Annotated in this window: 21 protein-coding genes, 1 tRNA gene and 1 pseudogene; 7 read left to right on the top strand and 16 right to left on the bottom strand. The window is 68.2% G+C overall.

The genetic code is table 11. From position 1 onward, the window contains the following. Nucleotides 1-107 precede the first annotated feature (107 nt). From ACWD3H_RS37155 to ACWD3H_RS37200, 10 genes are all read right to left on the bottom strand, one after another. The gene (locus tag ACWD3H_RS37155) at nucleotides 108-515 is read right to left on the bottom strand and encodes a BlaI/MecI/CopY family transcriptional regulator (RefSeq protein ID WP_355561062.1); all 408 of its coding nucleotides are present in this window, start codon (nucleotides 513-515) and stop codon (nucleotides 108-110) included. A gap of 409 nt (nucleotides 516-924) precedes the next feature. Next, complete coding sequence (locus tag ACWD3H_RS37160; RefSeq protein ID WP_355561065.1) at nucleotides 925-1,581, bottom strand: rhomboid family intramembrane serine protease; 657 nt, start codon at nucleotides 1,579-1,581, stop codon at nucleotides 925-927. A gap of 155 nt (nucleotides 1,582-1,736) precedes the next feature. Then, complete coding sequence (locus tag ACWD3H_RS37165; RefSeq protein ID WP_451958340.1) at nucleotides 1,737-2,501, bottom strand: crotonase/enoyl-CoA hydratase family protein; 765 nt, start codon at nucleotides 2,499-2,501, stop codon at nucleotides 1,737-1,739. A gap of 10 nt (nucleotides 2,502-2,511) precedes the next feature. Continuing rightward, on the bottom strand, nucleotides 2,512-3,285 hold the full coding sequence (locus ACWD3H_RS37170) for an SDR family oxidoreductase (RefSeq protein ID WP_343968456.1): 774 nt from the start codon (nucleotides 3,283-3,285) through the stop codon (nucleotides 2,512-2,514). Nucleotides 3,286-3,430: 145 nt separating this feature from the next. Further along, nucleotides 3,431-3,769 (bottom strand): STAS domain-containing protein, encoded by a 339-nt coding sequence (locus ACWD3H_RS37175; RefSeq protein ID WP_350911279.1) that lies wholly within the window; start codon nucleotides 3,767-3,769, stop codon nucleotides 3,431-3,433. Between the two features lie 103 nt (nucleotides 3,770-3,872). After that, a complete protein-coding gene (locus ACWD3H_RS37180; protein WP_350911277.1) occupies nucleotides 3,873-4,610 on the bottom strand; it encodes an energy-coupling factor ABC transporter ATP-binding protein in 738 nt (245 codons plus the stop codon). After that, a complete protein-coding gene (gene cbiQ / locus ACWD3H_RS37185) occupies nucleotides 4,607-5,371 on the bottom strand; it encodes a cobalt ECF transporter T component CbiQ (RefSeq protein WP_355561076.1) in 765 nt (254 codons plus the stop codon). The genes ACWD3H_RS37180 and cbiQ overlap by 4 nt, the downstream gene beginning before the upstream one ends. Continuing rightward, nucleotides 5,371-6,411, bottom strand: a complete 1,041-nt coding sequence (locus ACWD3H_RS37190; protein ID WP_451958341.1) for an energy-coupling factor ABC transporter permease — start codon at nucleotides 6,409-6,411, stop codon at nucleotides 5,371-5,373. The genes cbiQ and ACWD3H_RS37190 overlap by 1 nt, the downstream gene beginning before the upstream one ends. A 133-nt stretch (nucleotides 6,412-6,544) precedes the next feature. Continuing rightward, a complete protein-coding gene (locus tag ACWD3H_RS37195) occupies nucleotides 6,545-8,452 on the bottom strand; it encodes a glycosyltransferase family 2 protein (RefSeq protein ID WP_451958342.1) in 1,908 nt (635 codons plus the stop codon). A gap of 231 nt (nucleotides 8,453-8,683) precedes the next feature. Then, entirely contained in the window at nucleotides 8,684-9,631 is a 948-nt protein-coding gene (locus ACWD3H_RS37200; RefSeq protein ID WP_451958343.1) for a hypothetical protein, read from the bottom strand. Between the two features lie 457 nt (nucleotides 9,632-10,088). On the opposite strand from ACWD3H_RS37200, the gene ACWD3H_RS37205 reads away from it, so the two are divergent. Then, on the top strand, nucleotides 10,089-10,547 hold the full coding sequence (locus tag ACWD3H_RS37205) for a hypothetical protein (RefSeq protein WP_451958344.1): 459 nt from the start codon (nucleotides 10,089-10,091) through the stop codon (nucleotides 10,545-10,547). A 1,090-nt stretch (nucleotides 10,548-11,637) separates the two neighbouring features. Here the strand turns inward: ACWD3H_RS37205 and ACWD3H_RS37210 are convergent. The 3 genes from ACWD3H_RS37210 to ACWD3H_RS37220 form a co-directional block, all read right to left on the bottom strand. Further along, nucleotides 11,638-11,856 carry a hypothetical protein gene (locus ACWD3H_RS37210; RefSeq protein ID WP_451958345.1) on the bottom strand — a complete coding sequence of 73 codons (219 nt, stop codon included), beginning with the start codon at nucleotides 11,854-11,856 and terminating at the stop codon, nucleotides 11,638-11,640. Between the two features lie 462 nt (nucleotides 11,857-12,318). Then, complete coding sequence (locus tag ACWD3H_RS37215; protein WP_451958346.1) at nucleotides 12,319-13,452, bottom strand: leucine-rich repeat domain-containing protein; 1,134 nt, start codon at nucleotides 13,450-13,452, stop codon at nucleotides 12,319-12,321. Between the two features lie 315 nt (nucleotides 13,453-13,767). Then, nucleotides 13,768-14,313, bottom strand: coding sequence for an inositol monophosphatase family protein (locus tag ACWD3H_RS37220; RefSeq protein ID WP_451958372.1), 546 nt, complete (start codon nucleotides 14,311-14,313; stop codon nucleotides 13,768-13,770). A gap of 23 nt (nucleotides 14,314-14,336) precedes the next feature. Here ACWD3H_RS37220 and ACWD3H_RS37225 point away from each other — a divergent pair. The 6 genes and pseudogenes from ACWD3H_RS37225 to ACWD3H_RS37250 form a co-directional block, all read left to right on the top strand. After that, nucleotides 14,337-15,059, top strand: a pseudogene (locus ACWD3H_RS37225) (FtsK/SpoIIIE domain-containing protein); the annotation flags it as partial. Next, on the top strand, nucleotides 15,059-15,253 hold the full coding sequence (locus tag ACWD3H_RS37230; protein ID WP_451958347.1) for a hypothetical protein: 195 nt from the start codon (nucleotides 15,059-15,061) through the stop codon (nucleotides 15,251-15,253). The pseudogene ACWD3H_RS37225 and the gene ACWD3H_RS37230, both read left to right, overlap by 1 nt. After that, entirely contained in the window at nucleotides 15,250-16,194 is a 945-nt protein-coding gene (locus ACWD3H_RS37235; RefSeq protein ID WP_451958348.1) for a replication initiator, read from the top strand. Before ACWD3H_RS37230 ends, ACWD3H_RS37235 begins: the two co-directional genes overlap by 4 nt. Nucleotides 16,195-16,294: 100 nt before the next feature. Beyond that, a complete protein-coding gene (locus ACWD3H_RS37240; protein WP_451958373.1) occupies nucleotides 16,295-16,981 on the top strand; it encodes a replication initiator in 687 nt (228 codons plus the stop codon). Continuing rightward, complete coding sequence (locus ACWD3H_RS37245) at nucleotides 16,978-17,232, top strand: excisionase family DNA-binding protein (RefSeq protein WP_399531954.1); 255 nt, start codon at nucleotides 16,978-16,980, stop codon at nucleotides 17,230-17,232. The genes ACWD3H_RS37240 and ACWD3H_RS37245 overlap by 4 nt, the downstream gene beginning before the upstream one ends. Continuing rightward, entirely contained in the window at nucleotides 17,232-18,386 is a 1,155-nt protein-coding gene (locus ACWD3H_RS37250) for a tyrosine-type recombinase/integrase (RefSeq protein ID WP_451958349.1), read from the top strand. Before ACWD3H_RS37245 ends, ACWD3H_RS37250 begins: the two co-directional genes overlap by 1 nt. Nucleotides 18,387-18,437: 51 nt before the next feature. On the opposite strand, the gene ACWD3H_RS37255 is transcribed toward ACWD3H_RS37250, so the two are convergent. The 3 genes from ACWD3H_RS37255 to cysS form a co-directional block, all read right to left on the bottom strand. Further along, nucleotides 18,438-18,510 (bottom strand) — tRNA-Thr (locus tag ACWD3H_RS37255). Between the two features lie 72 nt (nucleotides 18,511-18,582). After that, on the bottom strand, nucleotides 18,583-19,551 hold the full coding sequence (gene rlmB / locus ACWD3H_RS37260; RefSeq protein WP_355561095.1) for a 23S rRNA (guanosine(2251)-2'-O)-methyltransferase RlmB: 969 nt from the start codon (nucleotides 19,549-19,551) through the stop codon (nucleotides 18,583-18,585). 23 nt (nucleotides 19,552-19,574) lie between these two features. Then, nucleotides 19,575-20,972 (bottom strand): cysteine--tRNA ligase, encoded by a 1,398-nt coding sequence (cysS, locus tag ACWD3H_RS37265; RefSeq protein WP_355561098.1) that lies wholly within the window; start codon nucleotides 20,970-20,972, stop codon nucleotides 19,575-19,577. Nucleotides 20,973-21,122: the final 150 nt, after the last annotated feature.

The raw sequence follows: 21,122 nt of genomic DNA on the forward strand, positions 1-21,122 counted from the left end.
CCTCGCCGCGTTGTCGTCGGTCACCGCAGCACGCTGCGGCTCCCTCCTCCGCCTTGCGAGGCACCACCTGACCGATCCTCGCCACGGCAAGATCCACAGGACAGGGCCTAGGGCAGGGCGCCCGGCGGCCCGCCCGCCCCCGGAGTGAACGCCTGCTCCCCCGCGCGCCGGGCCAGTTCGTGCAGCAGGCGCAGGGCGTCGTCCGGATCCACTCCCTCCGCGAACCGCGAGAGCACGGGGGCCCGGTCCGGGCTGCCCGCCAGGGCCGCGAGCATCAGCCCCGCCACGTGCTCATCCCTGGAGCGGCTGGCGGTGTAGCGGAAGGCGTTGCGCACGGGTGCCCTCTCCAGCAGGCCCTTCCTGACGAGACGCTCGGCGACGGTCTGCACCGTGGTGTAGGCCAGGCTCCGTTCCGCGTCCTGGTTCAGCATGTCCTGCACCTGGCGGACCAGCAGTGGTTGCTTGCAGCCCCACAGCACGTCCATGATCGCGCGTTCCAGGGATCCCAGGTTCACCCGCGGCCACCTTTCGAGGGTCGCGCCCGGCAGCGGATGGCCCTGGAGAACATGTACGGGCACGCAGCCAGGCAGGGTCACACATGAAATTTGGTCATATTGTTACTTAAATCCATCGATGCGGCCATAGCTGGTGAATGTCGACCCTCTTACCAGATCACACTCCAGATCACCGCTATTCGCCCCTGGAGCGCGCACACCACCTCATCTGACCCCGAACATTCCCGCAGCATTACAAAGCCCTACAGAGCCCTTACAGCCCCGCACAGCACCTATCTCTGGGCGAAACCCCAAGAGCCGGCCGGGTGGCTGCAAACCCGCGCGGCGCGGAGGACGGCGTACGGCGGGACTCGGCGGGCAGAAAGGACGGCGACGACGTGCGGCGACCAGGGCGAAGGAGTTCGGAGGTTCAGTAGGCGGGAGAGACATCCCGCGGGCGTCTGCGGCGCAGCACCCAGGCCGCGATGACGCCGCCGATCAGGCCGAACAGGTGCCCCTGCCAGGAGATACCCGCCTCCCCGGGGAGCACCCCCCAGATGATCGAGTAGTAGGTGATCGCCACGCCGACGCCGATCACGATGTCGAGGGCGCGGCGGTCGAACAGGCCCCGGGCGACGACGAAGCCGAAGTAGCCGAAGACCAGGCCGCTGGCACCGACCGTGAGAACCCTCGGCTCGTTGACGAACCAGATGCCCAGGCCGCTGACCAGGACGATGATCAGGCTCGCGGCCAGGTAGCGGCCGATCCCCCGCAGCGCGGCGAGGAAGCCGAGGATCAGCAGGGGCAGCGAGTTGGCCATCAGGTGGCCGAAGCCGCCGTGCAGGAAGGGGGCGAGGAGGATGCCGCCCAGACTCTCCGGGACCCAGGACCAGATGCCGTAGACGTCGAGCGTTCCCTCCCCCGGCAGCACGTAGTCGACGATCTCGACCACCCACATGACGCCGACCAGGAGGACGTTGATGATCGCGGCGCCCAGCGCGCCCGCCGCCAGGTTTCCCGCCCTGCGCTTCAGGAGGTCGCCGGAGGATCGGCCGGTGGGGGTCATCCCGGTCGCGTAGTCGTTCATTCACTCTCCTGGCCTTGGAGCGGTGTCGTGGATGTCAAGTGCCCCCGCCGCACCTGCCCACACCTTTACCGTACGCATTCCCGGCCATGAACGCGCCGGGTGTGATCCATCGATCACACCCGGCTCGCGATTTCCCTCCGGAATCCGAAGGGGGTCTACTCACCCTTCCACTGGGGGGCGCGCTTCTCGGCGAAGGCCACCGCACCCTCCATGGCGTCCTTGGAACCGAACACCGGATTGATGATCTCGCCCTGCTTCTTGAACATCTCGTCGAGGCTCCAGTCCGCGGACTCGACGATCACGCGCTTGGTCGCGGCGAGCGCCATCGGGGCGTTGGCCGCGATCCGCTTCGCGAGCTCGACGGCCTTGGCCAGCGTCTCACCCACCGGCGTGATGTGGTTGACCAGGCCGACCTCGTACAGCCGGGAGGCCGGGAAGTGGTCGCCGGTCAGGGCGATCTCCATGGCGATGTGGTACGGAATGCGGCGCGGCAGCCGCATCACGCCACCCGCCCCCGCGACCAGTCCGCGCTTGGGCTCGGGCAGCCCGAACTTGGCCTCCTCGGAGGCGATGATGATGTCGCAGGCCAGCGCCAGCTCGCAGCCTCCGGCCAGGGCGTAACCCTCGACGGCGGCGATGAGCGGCTTCTTCGGCGGCGTCTCGGCCACCCCACCGAATCCCCTGCCCTCCACGACCGGGAAGTCCCCGGTCACGAAACTCTTCAGGTCCATGCCCGAGCAGAACGTGCCGCCGGCGCCGGTGAGGACGTAGGCGGCCACGTCCTTGCGCTCCTCCAACTCGTCCAGCGCGGCGGCGACGCCCCTGGCGACCGTGCCGTTGATGGCGTTCCTGGCCTTGGGCCGGTTGATCGTGATGACGGCCACGCCGTCGTCCACCTCGACCAGAACCTCGTCAGACACCGGATGACTCCTACTTGGGCTGGAAGCGGATGCCGCCGTCGAAACGGATCGTCTCGGCGTTCATGTAGTCGTTCTCGATCAGCGAGCGGACCAGGTGCGCGAACTCCGAGGCCAGTCCCATGCGCTTGGGGAAGACCACCGGGGCCACGAGCTTGGCCTTGAACTCATCGGCGTTGGGCGAGAAGCCGTAGATCGGGGTGTCGATGATGCCCGGGCAGATGGTGTTGACGCGCACGCCGATGGCGCCGAGGTCACGCGCGGCCGGGAGGGTCATGCCGACGATGCCGCCCTTGGACGCCGAGTAGGCGACCTGGCCGGTCTGCCCCTCCAGCGCCGCCACCGAGGCGGTGTTGATCACCACTCCGCGCTGGCCGTCCGCGTCGACCGGCTCCGTCTTCGCGATCGCCGCGGCACCGATGCGCATGAGGTTGAAGGTGCCGATCAGGTTGACCTCGATGACCTTGCGATAGGAGGCCAGGTCATGGGGCGAGCCGTCGCGACCCACGGTCCGGCTGGCCCAGCCGATGCCCGCGCTGTTCACCACGACACGCAGCGGCTTGCCGGTCGCCACGGCCGCGTCCACGGCCGCCTGCACCTGCGCCTCGTCCGACACGTCGGTCTTGACGAAGACGCCGCCGAGCTCGTCGGCAAGGGGCTTGCCGCGCTCCTCGTTGAGGTCGGCGATGACGACGGTGGCACCGTGCGCGGCGAGGTCGCGGGCCGTGGCCTCGCCGAGGCCGCTGGCACCGCCCGAGATGATTGCTGCTGCTCCGTTCAAGTCCATGAGCGGACTTTAACCCGCGGACCGAATGAAGTTCTACTCGGGGTGGGTTAAATCTCTCCGATGCCAGGCCCTGGCCCCTGGACCCCTTTGCCTACCGCGATCGGTCAGACGGCACCCCGCCACGGCAAGGTCCGCGGGATGGAGCCTAGATCTCTCCGACGGCAGTGCTCACGTCGGGGTAGACCTTGATCCGCCGGTCGAGCCCCGTCGTGCGGAGGATCCGGGCCACCGGCGCCTGGGGAGCGGCCAGGCAGACCCCACCGCCACCGCTCGTGGCCAGCCGCCACGCCTCGATCAGCACCGACAACCCGCTGGAGTCCATGAAGGACAGGTCGGTGAGGTCGAGAACCAGTCGCGCACCGTCCAGCTTGATCGCGTCACGGACCTCGTCTCGCAGGAAGGGAGCGGTGAACAGGTCGAGTTCGCCCTCGACAGCCACCACCACGGCGTCGCCGATCGCGCGGCGAGCCAGCCGTAGCTTCATCAGTCCTCCTCGCGCCCAGGGCAGACCCACTTTACTTCGCCACCACGGCACGCGAGGTCGTGCACGACTCTTCACAGGAATCTGCAGCCAAGACGTCCCGGGGTCAGGAGGCCGCGAAACCGTAGGGCAGTTCGAGCCGGTGGGCGGCGAGCAGGTCGGCATCGGCGAGGATCTTACGGGTCGGCCCGTCCGCGGCGATGACCCCTCCGGAGAGGATGAGCGAGCGCTCGCACAGCTCCAGCGCGTAGGGCAGGTCGTGGGTGACCATCAGGACCGTCACGTCGAGCCCCCTGAGGATCTCGGCGAGTTCTCGCCTGGAGGCCGGGTCCAGGTTGGACGACGGCTCGTCGAGCACCAGGATCTCCGGCTCCATGGCCAGCACCGTCGCCACCGCGACCCGGCGGCGCTGGCCGAAGGACAGGTGGTGCGGCGGCCGGTCGATCGTCTCCAGCATGCCCACGCGCTCCAGCGCGTCCTTGACCCGGCGCTCCAGCTCCTCGCCCGTGATCCCCAGGTTGGCCGGGCCGAAGGCCACGTCCTCGCGGACGCTCGGCATGAAGAGCTGGTCGTCGGGGTCCTGGAAGACCAGCCCGACCCGCCTGCGGATCTCCTTGAGCGATCCCTTCCCGACCGGCAGCCCGGCTACGGCCACCGTGCCGTGGCCGGCGGTCAGGATGCCGTTGAGGTGCATCACCAGTGTGGTCTTGCCCGCACCGTTCGGCCCGAGCAGCGCGACCCGCTCACCGCGCTCCACGCGGAAGTCCACGCCGAACAGCGCCTGCGTACCGTCCGGGTACGCGTACGCCAGGCGGCTCACCTCCAACGAAGGCGGCGCGGTCATGCGACCCCCCAGCTCCCAAGCAGCACGGCAAGCGCCGCACCTGGCAACATACCGGCGACGAGCCACTGCCGCGACGCGACGGACAGATCCTGGATGATCGGCATCGAGCCGGTGTAGCCCCGGCTGAGCATGGCCAGGTGCACCCGCTCGCCCCGCTCGTACGAGCGGATGAACAGTGCCCCCGCCGATCTGGCGATCACCGGGATGTGCCGCACGTCCCTGGCCGCGAACCCGCGTGACTCCCGCGCCACCCGCATCCGGCGCATCTCCTCCAGGATCACGTCCAGGTAGCGGAGCATGAACATGGCGATCTGCACCAGCATCGGCGGCAGTTTCAGGCGCTGGGCACCCAGCAGTATCAGCCGTGGCTCGGTGGTGGCCGCGAGCAGCACGCTCGCGACCACGCCCAGGGTCGCCTTGGCCAGGATGTTCCAGGCGGCCCACAGACCGGCGACGCTGAGCGAGAGTCCCATGAACGTCACCCGCTCGCCGAACCCGATGAACGGGATGGCAAGCGCGAACATCACGAACGGCACCTCGACCACCATCCGCCGCAGCAGGAATCCCGCCGGGACGCGCGCGGCCACCGCGACGGCGGCCAGCAGCACGGCGTACAGACCGAAAGCCCAGAACCACTCGCGCGGGGTGGCGACCACCACCAGGGCGAACCCGGCCACCGCCACCAGCTTGCACTGGGGTGGCAGCCGGTGCACGAGCGTGTCGCCCGGCCGGTGGAGCCGATGGTGGTGACCCGTCCCCACTAGACGGAGACCTTCCTGTCACTGCCCTCGCCACGGCGACGCACCGTGAAGAACAGCCCGCCGCCGACGGCGAGGGTCACCCCGACGCCGATCAGACCGGCCACACCCACCGGGATGCCGCCCACATCCCCGTAGTCGGCGAGCGGCTGCTCGCCCAGCGAGTGGTCGGCCGCCTGTCCGCTGAAACCCTTGTCCTCGGCCACCCGCTCCAGGCCGTCGGGCGAGGAGGAGGCGTAGAAGCTGACCACGCCCGCCAGCAGCGCCGCCACCGCGATACCGGCGGGCAGGAACCAGCCACGACGGCGCGCGGCGACCGGCGCCGAGGACGCCGGGGACGCCTGGGACTCCGAGGTGACGGTCACCTCGCCGCCCGCGCCGCGCAGGACCAGCGGTGCGACGAGCTCCCTGGCGCCGTACACCAGGTCGGGCCGGATCGCCAGGACGGTGCTGACGGTGACCGCGGTGATCAGGCCCTCCCCGATGCCGATGAGCAGGTGCACACCGCCCATGGCCGCGGCGACCGTGCCGATCTCGATGGGCGCGGTGCCGCCGACCCAGAACAACAGAGTGAAGATCAGCGCCGTGGCGGGCACCGAGACCAGCGCCGCGACGAACGAGGCCGCCACCACGGCTCCCCTGCCCCGCACGCTCCGGGTGATCAGCCGGAAGACGCCCCACCCGACCAGTACCGCGACGATGCCCAGCAGCGTGATGTTGACGCCGAGCGCGGTCAGGCCGCCGTCGGCGAAGAAGAACCCCTGTACGAGGAGGACCACCGCCACGCACAGCACCGCCGTATACGGGCCGACGAGTATCGCGGCGAGCGCACCGCCAAGGAGATGGCCACTTGTGCCCGCGGCGACCGGGAAGTTGAGCATCTGGACGGCGAACACGAAGGCGGCGACCAGGCCCGCCATGGGGGCGGTGCGGTCGTCGAGTTCACGGCGAGCGCCGCGCAGGCAGACGGCCACGCCCGCAGCCGCGACCACCCCCGCCGACAGCGACACAGCCGCGTTGAAAAAGCCATCGGGTACGTGCACGACAAGCCTCCGAAGCGCGGATTTGGCTCCACTTTAGGCCATGGGCTTGTAGTTGCAAGATATTGGCATTAACGCCCGACGAAGGTCTGGTGACTTCCGCATGGCACCGGGCCCGCGGCGGTCCCAGGCGCCGTCAACGCACGATGCGCCTGACGAAGGTCCGGGGGCCGAGGGTGCGGACCACGGTACTGAGCCGCCCCTTGCCCGCCGTGGCGTAGGGCCTGACGCTCCACCGGGTCGCGCCGCGCCACCAGGTGCGCGGCTGCTCGATCATCTCGGGCACCGCCTCGATCCTGAAGCGCGCGGGCGGCCCGCCCAGGTCCATCTCCAGGTAGGCGTCCCAGGTACCGGGCCCCAGCCGGCCCATCGCCTGCCAGGCCGTGAACGTGCCGTCCTCGCCGACCGTGACCGGCTCACGCCGCTCCCGGCTCGACTCGCGCTCCCGCCAGACCAGGTAACGCACCGCGTCCGCCGCCGGAGCGGCGGTGCCCACGGTGACCTCACCGTGGAGCACCAGCCGGTGCCCCGCCGCCCAGCGGGCGCGCACCAGCCTCGCGCTGCCCGGCACCGCGACCACGTGACCGCCGATGTCAAGGCTGAGGTTGCCGTAGGGGCGGGTGAAGTACGGCAGGGCGACGACATCGCCGACCACTCGCGGCGCGGGCGGCACCGGAAGTGCGGTCAGTCCGTCCCTGTCGAAGCCCAGGCGTGCGAGCCGGGGAACGCCCTCGAAGGCGACACCCACGTGAACGTCCCAGACGCCGGAGGACAGGCCGGTGACGTCGACGACCCCGGTGAACTCCGCGCAGTCGCCCGTCACCGGGACCACGACCTCGTCAAAGGGGCCGGCGCCCGCGTGCCGGCGCCGCAGCACCAGGGCGAGGTCACCGCCGACGATCTCCGGGCGGTCGTACCGCTCCAGCGTGCTCAGTGCCACCTTGCCGGAGATCGCCAGCCTTCCCTCCCGCTCCCAGCGGAGCGCGGTGAGCTCCCTGCGGACCGAGGCCGACTCGATGTGCGCCAGCCGCACCAGGCGGTCGATGTCCTCCAGTGCGGCGATCCTGCTCCGGTCGATCGCGGGGAGCCGGTCGCGGACCCCGTCGGTCAGCCACCGCTCGCACATGTCGGCCACCTCGGCGGCGATCTCCTTGCGCTCGACCTCCCCGGCGTCCAGGAAGGGCCTGCCGAGGTTGCCGAAGGCGTCCATCCGGAAGTGCCGCCGCAGGAGGTGGTCGCGGAGGTCTCCCGGCCGCACGTGGGCGAGCATCAACTCGATCGGCCGCCTGATCATCCGCAGCCAGGAGACCGGGTCGCGGCTCCCCTGCCGCTGCATGATGCTGGTGCCGTCGGGCCGGGCGACCAGGTGGTAGCAGTCATAGTCGGCGACCACCGAGATCACGTTCGCGTGGCAGTAGGCGTGGGTGGTGAAGACGACGTCCTCGCCGACCAGAAGCGTCTCGTCGAAACGGATGGCGTGCCGCTCCAGCATCTCCCTGCGGAACAGCTTGAAGCAGCTCAGGCTGTTGTAGACCGCGCTGTCACCGAGCGGCACCCGCTCGGCGTTCTCCCTGAACATCGAGATCGGCACCTTGCGGTCATGACCGACGATCTTCCCGAGCACGATGTCCGAGCCGTTACGGTCGGCCATCGCGAGCATCCGCTCCAGCGCCTGGGGGCCAAGGTAGTCGTCCGCGTCGCAGAAGAAGACGTACCTGCCGCGCGCGTGGGAGAGGCCGACGTTGCGCGGGCGCCCCGCGCCGCCGGAGGCCTCCTGCCGGACGACGCGGATCACCCCGCGGTGGCAGGAGGCGTACAGGTCGAGCAGCGCGGCACCGCCGTCGGTGGAACCGTCGTCGACGACCACCACCTCCAGGGCGACCCGCTGGATCAGCAGCGAGGTCAGGCACCTGTCGAGATAGGGCCGGCAGTTGTGCAGGGGGACGATCACGGTGACGTCGACGTCGGACCGGATCGCCTCCTCCCTGGTGATGTCGCAGCCGCCCCGCCCCGTGCGGACTCGCTGAAGAGTCGTTACCGCCACCGCCGCGCCCCTCGTCGGTCACTTTCCGCTTATCTAGCGTCTCAGTATGTGACTAAGAGCCACCCGTGCGGAGCAAATCCACAGGGTTGCCTCCCCAACCCGCTCCCCGGGAAGGCCGAATTCGGAGAGAAACAGCTGGTTCGCCCACCATGGGCAGGAAACCCGCCTCCCCGGACGCCACCGCCCTCTACCGCCCTGGTCGGCCCGTGACGCCAAAAATACGCCGCACTCTCAAACCCCGCTGTCGGCCCGGTCGAGGTCGTCTCGATCGCGGTCGGCGCGCCCGTTCGGGGCCCGATCCGCCCCGAGCGCCCGAACCCGACGACGGCGCGGCAGCCAGGCGATGACGTACAGCGCGAGCGCCACCACGATCAGCGCCCCGAGGAGGCGCAGGGGAAGGATGACGAAAGTCGCGCTCCGCTGGGATGTCCCGTTGGTCCCGGAGACCGACACCGTCGCATGGCAGAGGCACATGAACGGCGGATCCGCCCATCTGACGGTGACGTCCCTGCTGTCTCCCCTGAGCAGAGTGAAGTCGGGAAACGGCACCTCGTACCCGTTCACCTCCACCTTCAGCGCACGGGGGCCGAGGAAGTCGCGGTGAACAGTCCCGAGATTGTCGACGGTGGTGGTGAAGTCGACGGGGCCGCCCGTCGAGAAGGCACCGGAGGTGCGCAGGTCGCCGATGCGCACGGACGTGTCGATCGGCCCCGGAACCGTGATGTAGATCGGCGTTCCGATCGCCCGGTTCAGCTTGATGTTGCCCCCACCGGCCCCTGCCGGGGCCACGAAGAGCAGGGCCACCTGGTGCTCGCCGTGCTCGGGCTCCGGCGGAGGATCGATCAGTACGGTGACGCCCCGCTCCGCACCGGGGGCGAGACGGAAGCTCGCCGGCCTGACCTTGAGCCAGCCGGCGGCCGAGCGGGGTGCGTCACGCTCGAAGAGCATCTTCCCGGACCCGTCCATGGCGAAGCCCACCCTGTCGACGACCACATCGACGGGCAACCGCCCCTTGTTCGCCACCTGGAACGACCGAGGCTCGTCGATCTCCTCCGGGGCGACGACCAGCCGTGGCGGGCTCACCGTCAGCGAGAAGTCCGGAGCCGCACCCGGCGCCCCGGAAGCCCCCGGCCCCACCGTCAGCGTCACGCCCGCCACCATCAGGAACGCGACGATCACACGTCGAAGCCTTCCGGTCACCGCTCAGCCCCCTTCACGGGCGAACCGAACATCTCGCCGAGTGCCCGACGGGTGGGCCCGCAGGGTGCCGGCGACCGGCACGAAGGCCCTCAAGATCCTTTTTGCACAGAGTAGTCATTTGATGACGTAGAGCGCAAGCCTTCGGGAGGCCGTGTCTCCGGCGCCCAGCTCTTCCGATCACGCGTCAGGCCAGAAGCGCGCCGGCCTCGAAAGAGCCCGGCATATCCCGCACGCCCCCTTCACCTCCACCCGAGAGCCGGCCTTTGGCGCTGAAAGGGGTGCTCACCCGGGATGCGGCGGAGCGGACAGGCGGATCAGGCGCCACCCCGGTCACCCAGGTTTCCCGGTCTTTTCGATCGTGATCATCTCGGGGCCGAAACGCCCCCGCCGGAGGCTGCTCTTGGGTGAGGGGGCGGGTAATCGACATAATCACGGTGTGTTCCGGAAATTACCGCCCGGCCCGTTCAAACCACTTGCGGGCGTACTGCTGTTGTCGGTGGCGATCCTTGGCCTCAAGTGGATGAGCGGGGCAGACCCCTATGTGCGTGGACCGTTCTTCTGGGCGGCCTTGGTCACCGCGGTTCTGAGCATGGCTCTTGCACTGGCGGTGGCCGTGAAAAGTTTTCGCAGGGCCCGCAGGCATGAGTATGACGAGCGCGAGCCGGAGGAAGCGCCTGATGAGCCGCGTAACCGTCTGCTCATGTTCTCGGCGGCCATGCTCCTGGTGATGGCGACGGAGCTGTCGTTGATTCTCTCATTGCTCGCGGCCACGGACGGCGGGGCCCCCCACACGACGGGGCCGCTCGACTGGGCCTTATGGGCGAGCCAGGGGCTGCTCTTCGTGTTGATTGTCGGGGTGATCACCTGGGGCGCGCGGAGAGGTGTCCAGTGGTGAGAGCGGGTGCGGCCGATCCGAGGGTAGCGGCTGGAGCCTGCGGTCAGAGCGCTCCACACCCATGGCAGCTCTTTGAGCAAAAACGACCAGGGTCCACAATTGATCCCGTGCGCAAACGAGCTCTCTTGTTTCTTCCTACGGTCATGTTTGGGATCGCAGCGGTACTCCTGGGCCTGGAATCGATGGTTCGGGCGCACTACCAGGTGAGTCCGTACGAACCATGGAGCGTTCTGGGCCGGCTGGGGTTCACCGTCTTTATACTCGCCCTGTTCGTGAGCGTCGGCCTGGGTGTTCGGGCACTGCATATCGCGAATGCGAAGCGCGACCAACACGAGTCGGCGCAAGGGGATATGCCCGAAGCGCCGCGTAACGCTTGGGCGGCGGCAGGCCGCTGGTTGGCACGGCACTGAGGTAGGGCGCGGTGCGCCGCCCCCGTAGCGGGGGCGTACGGCAGGGCGCGCTCCAGCACACGCACCTGAAGGCGTGACCACTCGCCGTCCCGGCTGATTGTCGATCATGGGCTGCGCCGGGCCGCAAACGCCGGCCGAAGACCTGAACGTCGGTGACCGTCTCACCTTCGGGCAAGGGGACACGAGCAGGCGGGCACGAGCAGCCATCGGGCACGGAAGATCATAAAGTTCCCCTGAACGGCGAAAGGCCAGGTCACCGGATATCGGTTGACCTGGCCTTTCACATGCGAGCCGACGAGGGGAATCGAACCCCTGACCTACAGTTTACAAGATCTCGGTACGCGCCCCTGTGAGCTGCTGCGGCGCTGGTCAGAGGCGGTCTCACCCTGTCCGTGAGTCCCCGTGACTCCCTCTCGTTCCCCGGCCTTACTGGCACGCGAATGGCACGACATGAGAACCCCGTGCGGACGCACACACCCCGCCCGCCGGATCTTCCCGTCTGCCTCGTCCCACCCCGGAGGGGCAACAGCTCGGGGACGGAGGGGCAAGGCCGTCTTCGCGTGTACGCCGACCGGTAGACGTTCCTCGGTCATGGGATGCCAACGGTCACAGACGGCCTTGATCCGGAGGAGTCGAGATGTTGGGCTTGCCTGGAACGTGGCAGACGGGAAGATCCGGCCCTACCTCAGCCACTCAAGGACGAAGCCTTGCTTCTCGCGATCATCCCGGAGCCGAGACCCCCGCCGGAGGCTGAAAACCCGACGGACCAAGGTGTAGAGAACGATGACGAGCGCGGCGGTGATGCCAACGCTGGAGACGACCAGGCCGACGATTATCAGCAGACTGATGATGACCTCGTAGGCAAGGTAGAAGAGGATGGCTAATCCGTCAGGGGGCAAAGCAGCTCCTCATCGCGCAAGCGATAGGTCGTGAGTACAGAGGAAGCTGCTTGGCTGCGTGCGGCGGTGTGACCTCGGTGCGGCGGGTCGTAAGAGGGCGGCGGGTGCTGGGTACGGCGCGCGGCCCTGAGCCCCGCCGCCGTTCGGGACCGGCGCCCACGCCGCACGCCCGGACGGCAGGCGGGCGGCGGGCCGTGCGGCGGCGCGCCGCGCCGCCGCCTTGATACCCATAAGAACAATTCGGCAAGCTATTCGCTGCGTTCGTGTCCTGTCTCGCTTGATGGTTGACACTCTGGCTTCGCTTGATGCTTGACACCTTGATCGTCTTCTGTGCCTGCTCGTGGCGTTGTCTGCGCTTCGGGGAGGCCGGGATGGCATTGGTGGAGTTGAGTGTCGTGGAGCAGCGCTATCACGCGGCGATGTCCTGGCTAAGGCGCGCAGGAAGTGCGGGACCGCAATCGGTTAGCGACCGTCGGGGCCGAACCAGGCGGCATCGGTGAGGTTCCTCAAGGACTCGGGCAGAGCGGTCAAATGGTTGCCGCTCAGGTCGAGCCAGGTGAGGGCGGTGAGGTTCCCCAACCACTCCGGCAGAGCGGCCAACTGGTTACCGCCCAGGAAGAGCGATTCGAGGACGGTGAGGTTCCCCAGGCACTCGGGCAGAGCGGTCAACTGGTTGCGGTCCAAGCCGAGCCAGGTGAGAGCGGTGAGGTTCCCCAACCACTCCGGCAGAGTGGCCAACTGGTTGTTGCCCAGGTCGAGCCGTTTAAGGGCGGTGAGGTTCCCCAGGCACTCGGGCAGAGCGGCCAACTGGTTGCGGTCCAAGCCGAGCCAGGTGAGAGCGGTGAGGTTCCCCAGCGACTCGGGCAGAGCGGTCAACCGGTTGCCGCCCAGGTCGAGCCGCCGTTCGAGGGCGGTGAGGTTCCCCAGGCACTCCGGCAGAGCGGCCAACTGGTTGTTGCCCAGGTCGAGCCATTCGAGGGCGGTGAGGTTCCCCAGGCACTCCGGCAGAGCGGCCAACTGGTTGTTGCCCAGGTCGAGCCATTCGAGGGCGGTGAGGTTCCCCAGGTACTCGGGCAGAGTGGCCAACTGGTTGTTGCTCAGGTTGAGCGATTCGAGGGCGGTGAGGTTCCCCAGGCACTCCGGCAGAGCGGCCAACTGGTTGTCGCTCAGGAGGAGCCAGGTGAGGGCGGTGAGGTTCCCCAGGCACTCCGGCAGAGCGGCCAACTGGTTACCGCCCAGGAAGAGCCGTTTGAGGGCGGTGAGGTTCCCCAAGTACTCGGGCAGAGTGGCCAACTGGTTGTTGCTCAGGTTGAGCGATTCGAGGGCGGTGAGGTTCCCCAGGCACTCCGGCAGAGCGGCCAACTGGTTGCCGTACAGGTCGAGCCAGGTGAGGGCGGTGAGGTTCCCCAGCGACTCGGGCAGAGCGGTCAACTGGTTCCCGTACAGGTCGAGCCGTTCGAGAGCGGTGAGCTGGGCGAGTGACTCGGGCACCGTGCTCAGCCGGAGACCGGACAGGTCGAGGCTGATCGACCCGTCCTCCAAGCACTCGGTGATCCGTGTGACGGCGATCGCCTGGCCTGCCTCGGAGTCCATCATGATCTCTCTTCTCCTTATCGCTCACGCGCCTGGGCTCGCCCCTGCGCCGTACCGGTCTCCATCCCCTCCTCGACCGCTTCGGGCACGAGGGCGACGATGACGCTAGAGACCGGCACTGGAGAACGACTTGTAAGTCATAGGACGGCCCGGCCGCAGACGGCCGTCATTGAGGAGAACCGCCTGCCGTTACAGCCGTCTCGCATGACCGCTCGGGGCTCGTCGCGCCGCCCCGGGTGGAGGGTCACTCAGCGGGGAAAGATCGTCTTAGGCCGTGTCAAACATCATCCGATGCCATTGCGTCAAGCATCAAGCGAGTCACGACAATTCGCTGCGTTCGGCGTCCTTGCGTGCCTCGGCGATGAGTTCGATGAGATCAGCGAGAATTTTAGGGCTCGCCGCGATGGTGGCTGTGGAGTTCATGGTGTGCGGGCTGCCGTCCAGGTCGACGACGGTGGCTCCGGCCTCGCGGGCGATGAGCACTCCTGCGGCGGTGTCCCATGGTTTGTTGCTGAGCATGATGAGGGCGTCGACCTTGCCTTCCGCCACCCAGGCGAGATCGATCGAGGCCGCTCCGAACATCCGGACGCGTTGCACGCGGGCGGCGAGTTCGTGGGTGAGTGCCAGGCGGAGACGGTTTTTCGTTTTCGCGCCGCTGCCTACGGCGTAATCACCGATGGCGACCACAGCGGCGTGAAGGTCACCGGTTTCGCTCGCGTGGATCTCTTGTCCGTTGGCTTGGGCTCCATACCCCTCGGCCGCGCTGTAGCGGAAGCCGAGGAACGGCAGGTCGATCACACCGAGGGTCGGCATGTCCTTGTCGACCAGGCCGAGGGAGACACCGCACAGCGGGATGCCGCGCAGGAAGTTGGCGGTTCCGTCGACCGGTGCTGATCGCGGGTGCGACCGGTGCGGGCAAGGGCTCGTTCCTGTGGTCGGCCATCCGTGGTCTCCTCCCGGCTGTCCGGGCGGGCCTGGCTGAGGTGTGGGCGCTCGACCCCAAACGGATGGAACTGTCCTACGGTCGTGAGATCTTCGGAGACCGGTATGCCGCCGATCCGGCCGCGTGCGCGGATCTCCTGGAAGCGGCCGTACAGGTAATGCAGGAGCGGGCCGACCGCTACGCCGGACTCCAGCGCTCCCACACTCCCACCGTTGATGACCCGTTCGTCCTAGTGGTCGTCGATGAGGTGGCGTTCCTGACCGCCTACCAGTCCGACAAGGGCCTGAAGCTCCGCATCTCCGCTGCCCTGGCGACGCTGACCACGCAGGGCCGCGCGGTCGGGTTCGGCGTCATGGCAGCACTTCAGGATCCGCGCAAAGAGGTTATGAACATCCGCAACCTGTTCCCCGACAAGATCGCGCTCCGCCTGGATGAGTCAGAGCAGGTGGACATGGTCCTCGGCGATGGCGCACGGGACAGGGGAGCGCTGGCCGATCACATCTCCCCGATCCCTGAGCAGGGCGCGGGCGTCGCCTACGTCCGACTGGAGACCTCACCCGACCCCATCCGGGTCCGCGCGGCCTACGTCTCCGATGCCGACATCCGGACCATGGCGGCCCTGGTCACGAGTGACACCCTGCCGGTCGAGATGGAGGGGGCGGCCTGATGCGCATCATCCTGCACGGCACCCCGGCCGAGATCGACGCCTTGGCCTTCCGGCGGCTGCGCACCTTCGACGGCTCCGACCTCGCCGAGGTGACGGTGATCGTTGACCTCGACTCCACCCGGCTGCGCAAGCACCCCTACCGCGACGCCTACCGGATCTGCGCCGACCTCATCGACCCCAAAGGGGCCATGTGACCGACACCCCCGTCCACCCGTCCACCCCCTCGACCGACACCCCGCCGAACGGCTCTGATCGCACCCTTCCCCGGCTCGTCCGTGACACCCTGCCCGTCGCGCTGGACGTGGCCATCGAGGTGGCCAAGCTCAACGGGGTCTGTATCCGCCCGATCGAGATGCGGCGCCTGGACACTCACACCGGCACCGTCGAGCCGTTCGACATCCCCTGTGGCACCACGCAGGAGGCCAAGTGTCCACCGTGCGCCAAGCGCAATCAGCAGCTGCGCCGGGCGCAGTGCCGGGAAGGCTGGCACCTCGACCACGAACCGATCGCCGAACCCCACCCCTCCACCGATGACCAGCGGTGGCTGATCGAGTTCCGGGCCGACGTCCAGGCCAAGCGCGACGAGGCCGAACGCGACGGGGAAGACACCCTCGACTGGGACGAGGCCATCGCGGGCATCGATGCGGAGATCAACGCCGCTGGGATGCGCGGCAATGTCCTGGGCGGGCGGACGGCTCCCAAGCGTTCTCGTTCGACGAGGCGTCGCCAGGATGCGCCGGACCTGCCCAAGCGGGCCAAGCAGGACACCACCCTCGGCCGGACCTTCATCGCCACCGATGGCAGGGTGTATCGGCCGTCGCTGTTCGTCACCCTCACCCTGCCCTCCTACGGCAAGATCCGCTCCGGTCTGGGCGTGCCGGTCGATCCGAGCAGCTACGACTACGCGGCGGCGGCTCGCGACGCCCTGCACTTCTCCAAGCTCGTCGACCGGTTCGTGCAGAACCTGCGTCGGGTGGCCGGCTACGACGTCCAATACTTCGCCACCGTCGAACCACAGAAACGGCTCGCGCCGCATCTGCACATGGCAATCCGCGGGACCATGCCCCGCGCGGAGATCAAGGCCATCGCCGCCGCCACCTACCACCAAGTGCGGTGGCCCTCGCTTCGACGGTGACCACCTGCCCATCTGGACGGAACGGGCCGACCTGGGCGACGGAGCCACCTACCCGGACGGCCAAAGCGGCGACTACCTCGACCCCGCAACCGGGGAACTGCTGCCCACCTGGGACGAGGCACTCGACCAGCTCGACCAGGACGAGACGGCCGAACCCCTGCACGTGGTGCGCTTCGGTTCTCAGGTCGATGTTCAGGGCATCGTCGCCGGATCACCGGACGCACACAAGCGCATCGGCTACCTCACCAAGTACCTGACCAAGAACCTCGGCGACACCCTCGACCCCGACGACCCCACCACCAACGACCTCGCCCGTCGTGACCACGCCGTTCGGATGGTCGAAGCGCTCCGCTACGAACCCTGCTCGCCGACCTGCCCCAACTGGCTCCGCTATGGGATTCAGCCCAAGGGAGCCAAAGCCGGGATGCTGCCGGGCCGGTGCAAAGGCAAGGCGCACAAGGCCGAACACCTCGGGTACGCGGGCCGTCGCGTCCTGGTCTCGCGTAAGTGGTCCAACAAGACTCTCCGGGAGCACAAGGCCGACCGCCGGGCCTGGGTGCTCGACCTGCTCGGCCTGCCCGACGACACCAATACCGACCCGCACCGCTACGTCTGGCGGCCGGTCTCGACCAACGACCCCAACCGCACCCCACTGGCCAAACGACTGCTACGCGGGGTCGCCGACCGCCACCGCGCCAAAGCACGCCTAGCCGAACTCCAAGCCAGAGCAGACGGCACCCCTGTTCCAGCTCTTTCGGCAACTCCAGCTCTGGAGGTGGCTGCGTGACCAGAAAGGCCAGGCAAGAGCCCGTCTCGCTCCTCCCCGAGCTGGCACGGGGCCGGTTGCTCACCGTGGAAGAGGCCGCCGAACGGCTCAACACCACACCCCGTTTCCCCCGGCGCCTGATCGAAGAACGCCGCATCGCCTTCGTTCACGTGGGGCGAAACGTCCGTATCCCCGAAGCGGCCCTTGATGCGTTCATCGCTGCCGGGCTGGTCGAACCGATCACCACCACACGCCGCAGGAGGGCTGCCTGATGGCAGAGCGCCGTAAGTTCGGCAACATCCGTAAGCTCCCCTCTGGGCGCTTCCAGGCGCGCTACAAGGGGCCTGACGGCGTGTCCTACACCGCCCCCGAGACCTTCGGCAACAAGACCGATGCGGACAACTGGCTCGTTCTCAGAGAGTCGGAGATCCTTCGGAAGGACTGGACCGCCCCCGACACTGGAAAGATCCGTTTCGGCACCTTCGCTACCGAGTGGATAGATGATCGTGTGCTCAAGCACCGGACGGAAGTGCTTTACCGGGGCCTGCTCAAGAACCATCTCGTACCGACTTTCGGCAATTGCTACCTCTCCGACATCAAAGAGGCCGACGTACGGCGCTGGCGCAAGGAACGGCTCGGCGTCGTCGGGCAGTCCACCGTGGCCAAGGCGTACCAGCTCCTCAAGTCGATCATGGGCACGGCTGTGGAGGATGAGCTGATCCGCCGTAACCCGTGCCGGATCAAGGGCGCCGGGATGCCGAGCACTCCGGAACGGGAGATGATCCCGCTGACCAAGGTCGTGGAGATCGTGACGACGGTTCCCGACCGTTACCGGGCGCTCGTGCTGCTGGGCACCTTCGCGAGCCTGCGATGGAGTGAGTTGGCCGGGCTCCGCCGTACTCACCTTGACCTTGATCAGGGAGTGCTTCGGGTCGCCGGTGCGCTGGTCGAGATCGGCGGTGGCAAGGTGCTGGAGGAGACGCCCAAGTCGCGGGCCGGTCGGCGGATGGTGTCCATTCCCCCGGAGATCATTCCGGACCTGCGGGTACACCTGGAGATGTTCGCGGAGCCGGAGGAGAACGGGCGCGTCTTCACCGGTCCCAATGGCGGCCCATTGAAGCACTCGGGATTTCGCCGGACGTGGAACAGGGTCCGTGCGGCTGCCGGGCTCCCCGATCTCCATTTCCACGATCTCCGGCACGTCGGCAACACCCTGGCCGCTTCCAGCGGGGCGAGTCTCAAAGAGCTGATGTCCCGCATGGGGCACTCCTCCACGCGGGCGGCGCTGATCTACCAGCACGCCAGTCAGGACCGTGACAGGGCCATCGCGGAGGCTCTGGGCAAGGCGCTCAAGGTGGCACGGAAGACGGCCACGAAAAAGGCCAGTGGCACGCGGGTGGCACGAAAGGGCAAAAAGTCCGCTTAACGATCAAAGGGCCAGGTCACCGTGTTCCGGTTGACCTGGCCCTTTGTTACGAGCCGACGAGGGGAATCGAACCCCTGACCTACAGTTTACAAGACTGTTGCTCTGCCGATTGAGCTACGTCGGCATGGTCGCCAGACGATTGTAGTCGGCTCGAGCCTCACACGTCACCGAGGTATGCCGCGACGATTGCGAACCGTTAGGAACGACGCTTGCGGGCGACCTCGTAAAGGGCGATGCCGGCGGCGACGCCCGCGTTGAGGGACTCGGCCGCGGCGTGCATCGGAATGCGGACGACCAGGTCGCAGGACTCGCGGACCAGGCGGGACAGGCCCTTGCCCTCGGAGCCCACGACGACGACCAGCGGGCCGTCGAGGAGGTTGGCCTCGCCGATGTCGACCTTGCCCTCGCCGTCCAGGCCGATCACGAACAGGCCCGCCTCCCGGTACTCCCGCAGGGTGGCGGTGAGGTTGGCGGCGCGGGCGACCGTCAGGGTGGCCAGCGTGCCCGCCGAGGTCTTCCAGGCACCACCGGTGACACCGGCCGAGCGGCGGGAGGGGACGACCAGGCCGTGGGCGCCGAAGGCGGTGGCCGAGCGGGCGATGGCCCCCAGGTTGCGAGGGTCGGTGACCCCGTCGAGGGCGACGATCAGCGGCACCTCCGCGGCGTCCCGGGCGATCCGGACCAGATCGTCGGGGTGGGCGTAGTCGTACGCCGGGATCTGCAGGGCGATGCCCTGGTGGATCCCCCCCTCGGTGAGTCGGTCCAGCTTCTCCCGCCCGACCTCCAGCATCGCGATGCCGCGGTCGGCGGCGATGCGGACCGCCTCCTTGACCCGGTCGTCGTTGTCGATGCGCAGGGCCACGTAGAGCGTGCTGGCCGGGACTCCGGCCCGCAGCGCCTCGACCACGGGGTTGCGCCCGCCGATGTGCTCGGGCGCGTCGTCGCTCCGCCTCGGACGAGCCGAGGCACGCGGGGAGGCGGACCTGCCGGTCTTCTCCTCGCGCTCGATCCGCTCGGCGCGCGCCTTGTCCTTGTGCCAGTGCCGCATGTGCGCCGGCGGGGTGGCCCCCCTGCCCTCCAGGCCTCGGCGGACGTTGCCGCCGGTGCCCTTGGTCGGACTCTTCTTCTTCGCGGGTCGCCCGGACCCTTTACCCCCACCAGCCATGGTCTATAGCGTACGGCCTGGTTTTACCGCGAGAGTTCCCAGCGAGTGCCCTGGGGGGTGTCCTCGACGTGGATCCCGGCCCGGGAAAGCTGGTCACGGATGCCGTCGGCCGCCGAGAAGTCCCTGCGAGCCCGCGCCGCCTGCCGCTGCTCCAGGGCGACGGCGACCAGCGCGTCGACGGTCGCCCGCATGCCGGTCTCGCCGCCCGTGGAGCGCCACTGCTCCGAGCGCGGGTCGAGGCCGAGGACGTCGAGCATGTTCTGCGTCTCGGCGAGCAGCCTGGCGACCTGCTCCTTGTTGCCCTGGGCCAGCGCGACGTTGCCCTCGCGGACCACCTCGTGCACCACGGCGAGCGCCTGGGGGGTGCCCAGGTCGTCGTCGAGAGCCTCGGAGAAGGCCACCGGGAGCGGCGCGTGCGCGTCGACGTCGTGGATGACCTCGGCCGCGCGGGTGACGAAGCCCTCGATGCGCTGGTAGGCCGTGGCGGCCTCGAAGAGCGCCTCCTCGGAGTATTCGATCGAGGAACGGTAGTGCGGGGCCGCCAGGTAGTAGCGGAGCTCGACCGGGCGGACCTTCTTGGTGACCTCGGGGATCAGCAGGGAGTTACCGAGCGACTTGCTCATCTTCTCCGCGCCGATCTTGAGCATGCCGTTGTGCATCCAGTAGCGGGCGAAGCCGTCGCCGGCCGCCTGGGACTGGGTCAGCTCGTTCTCGTGGTGCGGGAAGATCAGGTCGACGCCACCACCGTGGATGTCGAAGGTCGAGCCGAGATACTTCGTCGCCATGGCCGAGCACTCCAGGTGCCAGCCGGGGCGGCCTCGGCCCCACGGGGTCGGCCAGGTCGGCTCGCCGGGCTTCTCGCCCTTCCAGAGCGCGAAGTCACGCGGGTCGCGCTTGCAGGAGTCGGTCTCGGTGTCACCCGCGGCCCGCATGTTCTGAAGCTTCTGGTTGGAGAGCGATCCGTACCGGTCGGCGTAGGACATGACGTCGAAGTAGACGTCGCCACCGGAGGCATAGGCGTGGCCGGCGGCGATCAGCCGGTCCATCAGCTCGATCATCTCGGGCACATGGCCGGTGGCCCGTGGCTCAACGGTCGGGGGCAGGCAACCCAGCACCTCGTAGGCCCAGGTGAAGGCCCTCTGGTTACGCTCGGCGACGGCGAACCACGGCACGTTCTCCGCCGCCGCGACCCTGATGATCTTGTCATCGATGTCGGTGACGTTGCGGCAGAAGGTCACCTCGTAGCCCGACCTGATCATCCAGCGGCGGAGCACGTCGAAGTTGACGCCCGAGCGGATGTGCCCGATGTGCGGGGGAGCCTGCACGGTGGCACCACACAGGTAGATCGAGGCCCGGCCGGGTTCGACCGGGACGAATTCGCGGACGGTGCGTACGCTGGTGTCGTATAGCTGCAGGCTCACGAGGGCAAGGCTAATACCTCACCTCCCCTCACAAGCCAGGTTGCGGTACGTTGAAGACACCCACTAGAGGATTTTCTGACCATTAGCGGCGAATGTCCCCCAGCCAGTCCGTGAAAGAGCACCGGGTAGAAGACATACCCGGAAGCGATA

The organism is Streptosporangium sp. NPDC002607, from assembly GCF_053592655.1.